11 protein-coding genes are annotated in these 14,193 nt (G+C 42.8%); 5 read left to right on the forward strand and 6 right to left on the reverse strand.

The genetic code is table 11. The features are described 5' to 3' along the window. Both NQ117_RS22985 and NQ117_RS22990 read right to left on the reverse strand, forming a co-directional pair. The coding region (locus NQ117_RS22985) for a LysM peptidoglycan-binding domain-containing protein (protein ID WP_258280355.1) at positions 1 to 281 on the reverse strand (281 nt) is incomplete at its 3' end. A 24-nt stretch (positions 282 to 305) separates the two neighbouring features. Beyond that, the gene (locus tag NQ117_RS22990; protein WP_258280356.1) at positions 306 to 1,130 is read right to left on the reverse strand and encodes a LysM peptidoglycan-binding domain-containing protein; all 825 of its coding nucleotides are present in this window, start codon (positions 1,128 to 1,130) and stop codon (positions 306 to 308) included. A 1,083-nt stretch (positions 1,131 to 2,213) separates the two neighbouring features. Between NQ117_RS22990 and NQ117_RS22995 the strand changes: the two genes are divergently transcribed. From NQ117_RS22995 to NQ117_RS23005, 3 genes are all read left to right on the forward strand, one after another. Further along, positions 2,214 to 3,554: a lytic polysaccharide monooxygenase gene (locus NQ117_RS22995; RefSeq protein ID WP_258280357.1), complete on the forward strand. Its 1,341-nt coding sequence runs from the start codon at positions 2,214 to 2,216 to the stop codon at positions 3,552 to 3,554. A gap of 277 nt (positions 3,555 to 3,831) precedes the next feature. Next, the gene (locus NQ117_RS23000; RefSeq protein ID WP_258280358.1) at positions 3,832 to 5,403 is read left to right on the forward strand and encodes a class I adenylate-forming enzyme family protein; all 1,572 of its coding nucleotides are present in this window, start codon (positions 3,832 to 3,834) and stop codon (positions 5,401 to 5,403) included. A 162-nt stretch (positions 5,404 to 5,565) separates the two neighbouring features. Then, positions 5,566 to 7,338, forward strand: a complete 1,773-nt coding sequence (locus NQ117_RS23005; RefSeq protein WP_258280359.1) for a methyl-accepting chemotaxis protein — start codon at positions 5,566 to 5,568, stop codon at positions 7,336 to 7,338. 241 nt (positions 7,339 to 7,579) lie between these two features. Here the strand turns inward: NQ117_RS23005 and NQ117_RS23010 are convergent, their stop codons facing one another. The 3 genes from NQ117_RS23010 to NQ117_RS23020 form a co-directional block, all read right to left on the reverse strand. Next, positions 7,580 to 8,191 (reverse strand): DedA family protein, encoded by a 612-nt coding sequence (locus NQ117_RS23010; protein WP_258280360.1) that lies wholly within the window; start codon positions 8,189 to 8,191, stop codon positions 7,580 to 7,582. A gap of 382 nt (positions 8,192 to 8,573) precedes the next feature. After that, positions 8,574 to 9,470, reverse strand: a complete 897-nt coding sequence (locus NQ117_RS23015; protein ID WP_258280361.1) for a sulfurtransferase — start codon at positions 9,468 to 9,470, stop codon at positions 8,574 to 8,576. An 87-nt stretch (positions 9,471 to 9,557) separates the two neighbouring features. Then, positions 9,558 to 9,860 (reverse strand): hypothetical protein, encoded by a 303-nt coding sequence (locus tag NQ117_RS23020; protein ID WP_258280362.1) that lies wholly within the window; start codon positions 9,858 to 9,860, stop codon positions 9,558 to 9,560. Positions 9,861 to 10,095: 235 nt separating this feature from the next. Between NQ117_RS23020 and motA the strand changes: the two genes are divergently transcribed. After that, complete coding sequence (motA, locus tag NQ117_RS23025; protein WP_258280363.1) at positions 10,096 to 10,887, forward strand: flagellar motor stator protein MotA; 792 nt, start codon at positions 10,096 to 10,098, stop codon at positions 10,885 to 10,887. Beyond that, the gene (locus NQ117_RS23030; RefSeq protein WP_258280364.1) at positions 10,880 to 11,692 is read left to right on the forward strand and encodes a flagellar motor protein MotB; all 813 of its coding nucleotides are present in this window, start codon (positions 10,880 to 10,882) and stop codon (positions 11,690 to 11,692) included. Before motA ends, NQ117_RS23030 begins: the two co-directional genes overlap by 8 nt. A 118-nt stretch (positions 11,693 to 11,810) precedes the next feature. On the opposite strand, the gene NQ117_RS23035 is transcribed toward NQ117_RS23030, so the two are convergent. Next, entirely contained in the window at positions 11,811 to 14,138 is a 2,328-nt protein-coding gene (locus tag NQ117_RS23035) for a PAS domain S-box protein (protein WP_258280365.1), read from the reverse strand. Positions 14,139 to 14,193: the final 55 nt, after the last annotated feature.

Below are 14,193 nucleotides of genomic sequence, written 5' to 3' on the forward strand. Positions count from 1 at the left end.
AGTACTCGCCCTGGAACGACAAAATCACTGTCTAAGCCATTGGCTTGCATGATCGCTTGCTTGGTGGTGCCGAATTGTCGGGCTATGGAGTCTAATGTATCCCCCGGCTTCACCGTATAGGTCAGTCTAACTCGCGCATCTGGAGGAATAAAAAGCTGCTGGCCGATATAGATTGTACCGTTGTGGATCTGATTGGCTTCGACCAGTGCCTCCACCGGTACATTAAAACGATGGGAAATCCGGGATAAAGAATCTCCTGGTTGAACAATATGCCACATCATCCTTCCTCCTTTATAAAACAGTCACTACAATGTAATATTATAATGCTCTTTAAGTACGAACTTGGCTTGTGGCCAACCGCCCCATTTCTTGAAAGCCTCGTGCGCCTCTTTTCTTATTTCCTCTACAGTTTTAACCGCTCTAATGCCGTTAGCAGAGCCGGGGAAGACGATGTATACGACCCCAAAAGGTTCATACCCTTGATTCGGGTTTGGCGTAATATCTTTTATATCGAGTCTCCTACCAAGATAGAATGAACCTTCACCTATCTTAGTATCAGGACCCCAATCTGCAAAAATGGCATACGTAGTTTTTTTTGTTCTTGTGTTGATGACCACCCCATAGTCTCCTATACTGCCCCAATTTGTATTGCGAGGCAGTACATAAAATGGAGTCTTTGCGCTTCTGAAAAAATTAGGGCATCCTCTTTTACTGTCGCAAATGGAATAAGGTCCTTCTCCTTCTACTGCCATCTTACTCATAAAAAAATAAGCCGCTCTCGCAAGGTAGATTGGAATGCGTTTATTTTTAAGATCTTTCGCTGTAAATGTAGCTATTATTGAGCCTTTCCTACTATCTTCTGGCCACGGATCGTCTATAGGTATAGTCTGATCAGGATGGGGCACTACACTCCTTGAAGGATCATCTTCGTTCTGTTCCTCCCATGGATCTGCTTCACCTGTCTCCGTATCGTGGCTTTCGCTCCTTGTATTTATTGGAATGACCAGTGATTGACCCGAAGTAACCGAGGGGACGGTCAGTCGGTTTGCGGTCATGAGCTGCTCTAATGTGACTTGGAAACTGTGACAGATATGATGAATGGAATCTCCAGGTTTTACTGTGTAAATCATTGTTCCATCACCTCCCTTTCCATGTATAATTCATGTCGCTCAAAAGTATGCTTCTTGCTGACAAATTGAGACAAACCATATACGCTTTTATCGATAATAGATGTACAGCCACCAATTCTGGAGGAATAGGTGGTTAATAGATGTCGAATATGTTGAACCACAAACACAATTCAAAATCATAGCACGCCCCCTAACAGTTCTGGAGCATCAGGCACTGTGGGAAGCAGTTGGTTGGGGGAGTGTTCAAATAGAGATGACCGCGCAATCGATTGCCAATTCGATCTACGGTCTTGTTGCCATTAGCGATGGCCATTTTACAAATGTGATCCGCCACTTGCATCAATCAATTGGCCTGTGGATTCTGAAACCTATAAAGAGGACACTTAATAGAATGTTTTTTCAACAAAGTTAAAAATTATCGACGCCTAGCCACTCGCTATGAAAAAACTACGAACATGTTCATGGCTTTTTTGACGCTGATTTCCATTCGTTTATGGCTCAAATAGGTTTGCGCACAGACCCTAGTAACAAACGTAATTCATAGATTCTTGAAATCATAAATGATGACAATAGCCGCCAGAAATCTTAGCGGCTTTTATCTATCTGTATTCACCAGCAAAGGACTTCAAGAGGACCCCCCACGTGCTATGTTTCTTACCAAAAAAACTCAAAGTAGACTTTGAAAATCCGACATATCTCGAAACTGAGTAGTATTCCAGAACTGCATGCGAGTAGGAGTCTAAGTCATATTGCTTAAACGACAGCTGCGGCACCTGTATCCATAGAATCAAAATTATAATTGCAGCGAGATCAGTATTGCTCATTTTTTACAGCATGGATATGATAGTGTTGTTTCTAGTTTCTTGCATATATACTAGTGAAATCGCTTTCTACAGATATGGTAAGGAACGGAGATAGTCTCTACTAAGAGTTTATCTATATTCGTACTGACGAAGGGAGGCGGTTATTTTTTTATGTCAACAAACAGGCAGACTACGGCTCTAAGAAACAAGAGCTAGTGCTAATACCTGTTCCACAGGTTACGTTTGTCTATTAATGAATATGAAAATGGAGGGATTTATAATGTCTTCTTTACGCTTATCAAATAACCATCCGTTAAAAACTCTTATCGCTGGCGGTATTACACTCGTACTCCTCTATACCGTGTCACTCATACTAGCTGATCAAGCCTCTGCACACGGTTACGTAACCAACAGTCGTGCAGGTCTTTGTGCGAACAACGTAAATGCAAACTGTGGATTGATTATTTATGAGCCATACAGTCTCGAAGGAACAAAAGGATTTCCCTCTGGCGGGCCTGCTGATGGGAAAATTGCAAGTGCTGGTGTTGGCATGTTCTCTCAACTTGATCAGCAATCCTCTACTCGCTGGTCAAAGATTAATATAAGCGCAGGTTCGAATACCTTTAACTGGAGTATCAAAGTCCCCCACGCAACAGCAAGCTGGAAATATTACATCACCAAGCAAAATTGGGACCCTAACGCCCCACTTACTCGCGCATCCTTCGATCTAAACCCATTCTGTAGCGTATCTTCCAATGGACAGAAGCCAGGCGGCACTTATTCTGATACTTGTAACGTCCCTAGCCGGACAGGCTATCAAGTAATCCTCGCGGTATGGGAAATTTCTGATACACTCAATGCTTTCTATAACGTTATTGATGTTAACTTTGGAGGTGGAAGCTCCGATACTTCAGCTCCAACAGCTCCTACAAGTGCTGCAGCATCCAATATTGGCACGACTAGCGCTAATATTAATTGGAATGCATCCACAGATAATACAGGTGTAGTCGGCTATCGTATTTTCAATGGCTCCAACCAAATTGCGACTACAAACGGAGCATTGACTACTACCTTGACGGGCTTGACTGCCAATACAACCTACAACATTACGATCAAAGCCATTGATGCTGCTGGAAATGTATCTGCGGCAAGCAATACGGTAACTTTCAAAACCCTCTCTGCCAGCGGGCCAGATACAACAGCCCCAACAGCTCCAGGTAGCCTGCATGTTATGGGCATGATTGGAACAACAACCCTCCCTTTAATGTGGGATGCTTCAACAGATAATATCGGAGTTACTGGATATCAAATATTCCGAGGTACTACGTTGATTACAACTGTCCCAGGAACAGCAATCGAATATTTTGTTACAGGCCTAACGCCGAATACGAGTTATGCCTTCACGGTCAAAGCCATTGATGCCGCTGGCAATGTATCCGCAGCAAGCAATGTGTTGAATGTCACCACAATGCCTGAATCAGCTACTTACCCTGTATGGAATGCAACAACAGCTTACGTAGGCGGCAGCAAAGTGACGTATAACGGTGTGAGTTATGAAGCAAAATGGTGGACACAAGGTGAAACACCCGGCAGCGCTGGAGTATGGAAAGTAATTCCTTAATATGAATGGATAAGTCATAAACATGAATGGCCGAAGGCATCTATTCGAGGTGCCTTCGGCCATTTTTCATATGTATAGAACTGCATTACTTTCCGAGATGCAATAAGAGAGCTCTTCAAATGAAAATTACCCTCAACTAAACGCAACACAGCAACAAAATTTATCCATAATGAGGGGAAAAGTCATTGCTGTAAACTCGTTATAATGATACGTTCTAAGTAAGGCAGCAAGAGTGATTATGATGAATACTTGAGTTACCTTACATAGGGGGAAAAACATGCTGCTATCGAAAATATTACCCACTGTTGCAGACATACATCCAACCAATTATGCAATCAAGCGTCAAAACTTCACCCTTACTTATGAGCAACTACTGCATCAAGTAAACTGCGTCGCCTATAGCTTTCATAGACTAGGTTTCAAGCCTGGGGATCGAATAGCCTTGCTAAGTCATCCATCTCCTTATCTCGCTATTGCTGAATGCGCTGTAGTAGCAATAGGTGCTATTCCAGTCACATTATTCCCTAACCTAGTACCTAATGAAATGAATCAAATACTTCAAAGTGCAGACCCCATCGCTATTATATATGACTCTCATCATGTCCAAGTAGAAGAATGTATCATCTCTTTACTAAACAGTACTCACTCTATTCCCTTGCAGGCTAGTGGTGATACACACTCCATAGAAAGATTCATTGCCACATCTCCACCGCTAACACAATGGTATGAGCCTGACCCGGATGAAATAGCACTCATCATTTATACAGGGGGTACAACCAGTCATTCTAAAGGTGTCATGCATTCCCATCGCAGTATTAGTCATTGGTCTTTTATGAGTCCAAAGAAAGGTGGAGGGCACAATCCTACAAAGAAATCCATCGTGCTCAATCAGGCTCATGTAACTGGACAATTTATGCTCTGGACAACCTTGTATGAAGGTGGCTGTCTTATTTATGCGGAAACTTATCCTTTGCGAGCTAAGGAAGTTATTGATATCATTGAGCGCGAGCAAGTAAAATTTCTTTTCACAGTCGGTCTTTTGCTTAGGGATATTGTCACGATGGAAGGCATACAGGATCGATGTTTGGAATCCATTGAAGGGATCTCTTGCGGAGGAGCACCTATCAGTATAGATACACTACATAAAGCACGTGAAGTTTTTCCTAATGCTCAAATCAAAGAGGTCTATTCACAAACGGAAAGTGGCCAGTGTATTAGTTTCTTGCCCGTAAACCATTGCTTTATTAATGGTAAATTAGAGCGACTTTTGTCTGTTGGCAATCCATCTGATATAACAAGTTGGGGCCAACAACCTTTTGAAATACGTATCGTCGATGAATTCGGTCACGACGCCCCATTAGGAACGGTGGGGGAAATTATTTGTAAAGGCGAGCAGATGATGTTGGGCTACTGGAACAATACGGAGGAAACGCAGAAAGCCATTCGAAATGGATGGCTGTATACTGGAGACTTGGGGAAATTCGATGAAGATGGTTATTTATATCTCGTAGATCGAAAAAAAGATATGATTATTGTAAATGGTTCAAATGTTTACTGTTCTGAAGTTGAAGAAGTACTATGCACGCATCCTTCCATTCGTGAAATTGCTGTAATTGGAACTCCTTTGCCAGATGAGGGAGAAGAAGTTACAGCCGTCGTAACCTTGAATAAAAAATCATGGATTACGTTAAGTGAGTTGCAGCAATATTTCTATCGTAAACTAGCTAGCCACAAGGTTCCTACTCGATTAGAAATCATCGATAATCTTCCTAGAACAACGGTAGGAAAGTTAAATAAAGCAGCTATTAGAAAGAAGTTTTGGGCGGGACGAACACGAATGATTAACTAATTTAGAATGATTGCCAGCCTATGCCTTCCTTACTAGATCAACCTAGTTTATTATGCTAGCATTAACATATATTCAGCAACCTATTATATTCTTTTTTATGCATTATTAGAATTATGAATTACGTTTGCGCTACTACCATGAAAATAAGGGGATAATAGAGAGATGAAACAACAGGGGCAACCAATTCCAATTCGATCCGGAATACTATTTCAGAAAATATCGATTCGTACCAAGGTACTAATTGCAGTCGCTGTAGCCCTTTTAACGAACCTTTTTATCGGGGGGACGGGTCTATACAATCTTTATAAAGTACAAAGTACACTGGAAAAAAATTTAAATGTTCACGCACAAAATACCGAGCTCATACGAGCGGTAGGAATCGACCTTTACCAATGGATAACCGCTGAAAGATCGCTCCATATGTATGAGCCCGGCACTGATAAATTTAAAAGTCAGCTCGAATATTATGAAAAACAAAAAAATCAGTCCCATACAAGATTTAACGAATATGTCGCAAACAATCTCTCTCTTCCCAAAGAGATGGAACTTATTGAAACTTATAACAAGTCCAAAGTAGAGTTTGAGGCAATTGCGGAACGCATTCTAAAAGACATTTCATCCAAAGATCCTGCGGTCCGCCAACAAGGGATTCAGCTTTCATACAGTGAAGGATATAGCAAGTTCAACAGTATGGAAGAAAATTTGGATGCAATCGGTGAATTATACAACGAGGAAAATGAACGAATGCGTACCGAAGTCAAACAGAACTATCAATTTTTACTTTGGTCTACCGTTATCATTATCCTCTTATGTGTACTACTCAGTTCACTACTAGGATGGGGTATTATCCGCTCCATTAACCGTCCAATTAGCCACTTGCGCGACAATGTGAAACGAGTGGCCGAAGGGGATCTTACGGTACAGATTCAGTCCATGGCAGAAGACGAGCTCGGAGCGCTGTCTAAAGACTTTAGAACAATGATCGACCAAACCCAAACGCTAATTGCTACCGTAGGAAGCTCGATACAAGATGTTAGTGAATCTGCCGAAGAGTTGAGTACAATCTCTGAGGAGACAACGGCTACGAGTGAAAGTATCCAGAAAGCCATTGTAAATATTGCAGATGGTGCGACTCTCCAAGCTTCATTAACAGAGGCTGCACACCAGCGTACGTTAGAGTTATCTAATAACATCGAGCGGGTTAGTGAGAAGAGCAAGGAAATTAACGGCCTATCCTCTCAAGCCGAGCAAGTGTTAGGCAGCGGTATGAATAAAGTCCGTGATCTACAGGAGCATACTGCTCAAGCTGATGAAGTGCAGCGCAAAGCTACTGTGGAAATTGCTCGATTGGCCGATAATATGAAAAATATTAGTGTCGTCGTTCAAACGATTAATGATATTACCGAGCAAACGAAGCTGCTTGCCTTGAATGCAAGCATTGAAGCGGCACGTGCAGGTGAAGCAGGGCAAGGATTTGGGGTGGTTGCCACTGAAATTCGTAAACTTGCAACACAATCATTCGATGCTACAACACAAATTAAAAATACCATTTCCAATATTAATAATGAATTCAATAATACGTTATCCATTATGAAAATGACGGAGCAGAATGCGAGCAAACAAAGCCAAATCGTTGCTGAGGCAGGCACTGTCTTCGAATCGATGTTTGTCACTTTCGAACAGATCGTTACCTCCATTCATACGGTTAACAGTGACATTCAACAAATTGAACAGTTACGAAGTCATGTTGTGGATGCCATCAAAGAAATATCCAATGTTGCTGCCGAAGCAGCTGCCACAACGGAAATGATCGGCGCTTCATCCTCCGATCAGCTTGCAGCATTCCAGTCGTTGTATGCATCAGCAGAACGTCTTCACTCCTTGAGCGAAGTTGTCTCTGCAAGTATCGGAAAATTCAAAGTAAGTGAATCATAGTTTTCAGATATGTAAGGCCGGAGTCCCCAAGAGGAGACTTCCGGCCTTTTAATCATTTAGACTACTCCCGCTGCCCTACTCCCATACTCCGAAGAGGAAATAGAGATAGGCGTTCAGAGGCTGGCTTCTATTTTAAAATGAATGGAATGGTATATAAAAAAGCTGTGATCGATCGTCATCCGACGACCTACCACAGCCTATAAAGCCCCCATTTATCGTGGGTTTATCATCATATAAAAGATTAGTTTGCTTTTTTCTTTCTTTTAAATATGAACACTAGGACACCTAGGCCCGTTAGAGCAATAAGCGCATATACGATATTAGAGTACGCGTCCATGTAAGAAACGATTGTTTCCCATGAAGCACCAACAGCAGCACCAACCGAAACTAACGCGATATTCCAGATTAGTGAACCGACCGTTGTCAGTACCATAAACAATCCGAAGTTCATACGCGTACTACCTGCTGGTACTGAAATCAGGCTGCGAAGCAATGGAACCATGCGGCAAAGGAATACTGCCCATACGCCATATTTCGTAAACCAACTGTAAGTCTTCGTCACATCACTAGGGGTCAATTGCAAGAAGCGACCATACTTACCAACAAAACGCTCCATCTTATTCACGTCAATGATATAGCCGATGTAATAAAGTGCGATTGCTCCTGCGATAGATCCCAATGTAGAAGCGATAACAACACCTACTACACTCATATCAGAGTAGGTGGTCATAAAGCCGCCAAACGTTAGAATGACTTCTGAGGGAATCGGCGGAAATAAATTTTCAATTGCGATCAATAGGAAAACGCCTATATAACCGAAATCATTCATAATGCCCGTAATCCAATTTTCCATTATTAAACTCCTTTAAATAATCAATATTAATTATGATCTGTGAATTCTTTGATGTATCCGTGCATCCAATACGTTATCACTGAAACAGAAATGAACATGAAATGAAACCCATTCACTAGAGTATCATATCAACAATTGTGGTATGCAACAAGTTTAGAAAAATAGCACCTAACTATTCTAGTTACTTTATAGTAAGAAATCAAACTCAATCTAATTTATTATTATCATTAGATTCACCTTAATCATTAGAAATAGTTTGAGCATGCTTATAGGACAAACTAAATAAGGTAGTAACAGCCTACCTCTATAGGCGTCACTACCCTTATTCGACGATTGTAGTCGCACTTGCCCTTCAACACATATCTAAGGAGACTTCTCGTAATTATTCCTCGCCCGTCGAAACTGGAGACTGGTCCCCCTCATACGAACACCAATCGCTCCAACTGCCAGCGTATAGCTTCACATTACGATAACCGGAACGCCACAGTGACAGTACATTCGGACAAGCGGTCACACCTGAACCGCAGTATACAATAATCTCCTCTGCCCCATTCACAAGCTTATGCCAAGCATCCTGCTCATCGCTATTTGTACGAACATATCCTTGTTCATTCAACCCATCACGCCAAAAACGATGCAATGCCCCGGGGATATGGCCTGCCTTCGGATCAATTGGCTCTACTTCACCAATATAGCGTGCATGTTCGCGAGAATCGATCAGACGCACACTAGAGCTGCCCAGCTTAGAGCGTACTTCTTCAATATCCGCCACCAGCTCAAGCCGAACATTAGGTTCATAGGGCTGCTCAAGCCCTGAACGTGGCTTGGCTGTACCTGCCTCGCTTGCAAACCCTGCCTGCTGCCAAGCGGCGTATCCTCCATTAAGCACGTATACGTCCCCTTCATGACCTATCCACTGCAGCAGCCAGCTTAGGCGGCTTGCCATTGCCCCGCCCTGCTCATCGTAAGCAACCACTGTATCCTGCTTGCTTATTCCATGAAGCGTTAATGTGTGTGCCAACTGCTCCGGCTCGGGGAGAGGATGCCTACCGCCATGCTCCTTACGTGAAGATGACAAGTCATGATCCAGATCCATATAAACGGAATTCACAATGTGGCCAATCAAATAAGATTCATAGCCTTTGGTAGGCTGGTCCAGCCAAAAACGACAATCGATAACGTGCAGTTGCTTCTGTTCTTGTCCTTGCTTGTTCAACTGCTGATGCAACTCGGACACTTCCATATACAAAGATTGCTCACTGATTCTTGGACTAACCATATCCTCATCCCTTCCTCATTGCGTTATGGAAATAGCACTGATAGCTAAGACGAAATTATAGATGCTGCTTATGTATCAGAGTTGGATCTACTCTGTTTCCTTCAATCCAACCGTAGCAACCGTCTCATTATTAAACATAAACTCAAAATGTGCGAATTCACGATCATAGTGAATACTGCCATCCCCAATGAACTGAAGACGCTCTTTACCTAAGCCGTAGAACAAATCATCCGCCAGCGCCTCCATGACTTCTTTCTGCTCCTCGGGAGTTAATCCCTCCCAATCTAATTGCTCCATATCTAGACTCGCGTAAGCATTCGGTATGCGAATGAGCGCCTCGGACATGTCGTCGAGTATCGCTTTGTAAGGTCGAGTAAAGGAAACTGCCATATTCCGTATAACCCCTCTCCTGCTGCAACATCTTATTGTCGATATTGTAGCATATGTTCAATCTATCCCCCAAATTTGACAAGCTTCCTCGTTCATCCTTGATTCACATCTAAATTTTTGCTTACAATTTGCCGATAAATAGGGTGTTGCATCGCAATTTCATGTTCGCATGAATAAAGGTGATCGCAACCGCAGGAAGCATCAATATACTCATGGATGAGGTGGATGTAGGATTATGGAAAAATCTACGGTGATAGGCATAGTACTCGGTATCGTTGCCGTATTGGTGGGCATGACCCTTAAAGGTGCCCCGATTACCAGCCTAGTCGAGCCTGCTGCAATTATGATTATTTTTGTCGGTACGGCTGCTTCTCTCTTCATGGCTTTCCCTATGAAAGAGATCAAGAAGTTTCCCCAGCTGGTAAAAATTCTTTTCAAGCAGCAGCAATTGGTCGATCGTGTACAACTAATTCAATTATTTATGGAGTGGGCGTCCATCACTCGTCGCGAAGGCTTGCTAGCACTAGAATCACGTATCGATGAAATCGACGACGACTTTTTACGTGGTGGGATGCGAATGATTATAGACGGCAATGATCAAGACTTCGTTCGTGATGTGCTCATGGAAGATATTAACGCAACCGAAGAACGTCATCGTGCCGGCGCACTTATCTTCTCTCAAGCAGGTATGTACGCACCGACACTCGGGGTTCTCGGGGCTGTTATCGGTCTAATTGCTGCCCTCTCTGATATGTCACAGATGGATGTACTCGCTAAAGCGATTGCGGCAGCATTTGTTGCAACGCTAATGGGTATTTTCACAGGTTATGTAATGTGGCATCCAATCGCGACGAAGTTGAAACGACTATCCTCAGCAGAAATACAAATTCGTCTTATGATGGTTGAGGGACTATTGTCCATTCAATCTGGTGTATCTACGATTGCTATCAATCAGAAGCTCTCCGTCTTTTTAACACCTACGGAGCGCGCAATGCTGAATCAGAAGGAGGACGGCCGAGGTGAGTAAGAAGCACCGCAAGGAACACCATGAAGAACACGCCGATGAGTCATGGCTTATTCCATACGCGGACTTAATGACACTCTTGCTCGCTCTCTTCCTTGTTCTCTATGCGATGAGCGCTGCCGATGCACAGAAGTTCGAACAAATGAGTGCTGCATTCAGTTCTGCATTCAACAGCACTGGTGGAGGTAGCAATATCCTCGATCATGATTCAGCTGTCCCGCTCGAACAGTCATCGAAGACGCCGAAGACGACGGATAATATGGAGATAGAAGCCGCGAAGGAACGCGCTAAAGACTTGCAGGCTCAGAAAGAACAAGAGCAGCTAGAGCAGTTGCAAGCCCAATTGAATGAATATATGAAAAAGAATGGCTTATCCGATCAATTGAGTATGAAGCTTAATCATTCCGAGCTTCGGATTACAATTAAGGACAGTGCTCTATTCGACTCAGGTCATGCCACACTAAAAAAAGAGTCGAAGAAAGTTGCCGAGACTATCGGCAGTATGCTGAAGCCATACAAAGGCTACCAAATTATCATTCGTGGACATACGGATAACGTTCCGATTAAGAATAGCCGCTTTGCATCGAACTGGGACTTGAGCTCTGCTCGTGCGCTTAACTTCATGAAAATCGTACTGGAACGCTCTCAGCTTAATCCGAAACACTTCCAAGCAGTCGGAATGGGTGAGTATCACCCTATCGTTACTAACGACACTGCTGAGGGGCGTGCACAGAATCGTCGTGTTGAGGTTACCATTGTTCGAAAATACAGCAATAACAATCAAACCATTACAGCTCCAAAAAATTAAGAAAAAGGCTGCTCATCAGAGCAGCCTTTTTTTATAAGCATATTCGTCTCCACTTTTCTGTATTGTTTATTTAAATACAGCAGCATGCATTCGCCATTCCTAGACACCTATCAACCCACTATCGAATCTGGAGCTGTACCTGCTCTTCCGACAAGTACTGAGACGTCATATGCGCTGTTGGAAGTACGATCTTAACAATCGTACCTACATGCTCTTCACTAGTAATCTCCATCGTTCCACGGTGATTATAAATGATTCGTTGTGAAACCATGAGGCCTAGCCCTGTTCCCTTCTCCTTGTTCGTAAAGAAAGGATCTCCAAGGCGCCCCAAATGCTCAGGTGGTATACCTACCCCAAAGTCCTGAATGCTAATTCGAACGTAATCCTCATTAAGCTTCTCAAGCCTTATGACCATATCGCCACCTGTCGGCATCGCTTCTATACCATTTTTAATTACATTGATAAATACTTGCTTTAATTGATTTTCCTCGCATAGCACTAACGGTACGTCATCGAAGTGCGTAGTGAACTCAATATTATGTAAATGAGCCTGGCTATCCAGTAATGATTGAACTTCACTTAGAATGACACGAAGATCCTGCTCCATGAAGCGTACAGCTTGTGGTTTGGATAAAATTAAAAACTCACTGACAATTAAATTAATTCGATCCAACTCAGACAGCATCATATCCGTATGATATTCATTCATTTTGTGTGTCTGCTGTTGAAGCTGTAAAAATCCCTTCAGCGTAGTAAGCGGATTACGAATCTCATGAGCGACCCCCGCAGCAAGTTGCCCTACCGTTGTCAACTTCTCAGAGCGCCGCAGCAACTCCTCCATCCGCTTACGATTCGTAATATCCCTAGTAATACTTGCCCACGCTATACAATTGCCGTACTCATCATAGATAGGAGATGTACTAACACTCACCTCTAACAACCGACCATCTTTCGTAAGCCGCTGTGTCTCAAGTGCTCCAGTCGCCCGTCCAGCTAGCAACTGCCGCTCTACTTCGCTATGTGATTCACTAAGCATTGGTGGTATATTAGGCAGCGGCTTGCCTAATAGTTCCTCCTGCGGCCACCCAAACATATCAACGAAAGCTTGATTCATTCGCTCCAGCTTCCCATTCAAGTCCATAACATGAATTGCATCTGTCGATTGATTAATAAAGGATTCCAATTGCTCCTTCATCGCTCGATTTTCTTCATATAAGGAACGAAGCCTTGTCGTGGATTGCTCCAGATTATCTGCCATTAGGTTGACTCTCGAGGCTAATGTACCTAGTTCATCATTGCGGTCAATCTTCAGAGGGCTGTGGAACTGACCGACTGCCATCATATTAACCTTTTGCAGAATAAACTGCAGTGGACGAATGAACGTCCCCGCAAGAATATACGAACCAACTAACACAATCTCAATAAGCACTAGCCCAATTGCAATATTGTGCATCAATTGTTCATGCAACGTAGCAAGAAGAGGCTCCGCATCCATCACAATTCCGAGCACATACGGAGACTTCCCATCCATTTCAATGGAAACGTAGCTCTTCATTACATTCATACCTTGAATATTCGTCTGTATAAATACAGGCTCACCGGCTGATGCTGTTTGAATATGAAGCTTGTCCTCCTGATGCTTGAAGAGATGAGAGCCGAACTTGATCGGCTGATCCTCGACTTTAATGTAACGAATACCATCACTGCGTTCTGTTATTACAGGGGGTTTATCAAACGTTATTGGGTTGAAGGCGGTAACTTCCAGCAAATTTTGCTGCATCTTCAGCGTTTGCTTGATAACCGTATCTGGCCTCGTAATTTGTAAAGCAGATTCCAAGTTATTATTACGAATGAAGGGATTGAGCATATAATCCCGTGAACCATCGTAATAATATCCCCATTTATCATCATATTGGGGATCTGATGTGGAAGCAGCAAATGGACCTGACCAGAAATTTTTGAACTTCTGGCCTTGGCTTACTGTGACCTCTCGCTGATCAAATAGCTCTTGCATGGCGGTGTACCAAAATCTCCAGCCCTTTGTAGACAAACCGATTTCTTTAGGATCTGATGATTTTACAATAACAATATCGCTGCCATCAGGGGTCTTTTGTAAAAGGGAAATATGAGCGATACCTAGTTCCTGACTTATTTCCTTCAGCTGCTCACTACTAATCTGTTCTATATCAACAGGTAGACGTGCGTTAATATATAATGAGTCCGTGTACAACTGCATAGCTAATAAGTCGTCTATTACTCGCTCGGTCTCATATGCTTGTTCAACAGATAGCGATATTTGCTGTGTTATCGCCGCCATCTGGTCTTCCAACGCGTCAATAAGCTTTGTCTTCGTAGTATAATAGTTAAGTACCATGTGAAGCAGCAATGCAACCAGTACAGTGCATGAGATAGATAATGAAAGCTTGCCTTTAATCGATAACCGCATAATTCACCTCTGAATACAACACAATCACGATAAAATTATTATGGTTTATTATGGA

It is taken from the genome of Paenibacillus sp. SC116, assembly GCF_024733555.1.
In the GTDB taxonomy this organism is placed as follows: Bacteria; Bacillota; Bacilli; order Paenibacillales; family Paenibacillaceae; genus Paenibacillus_B.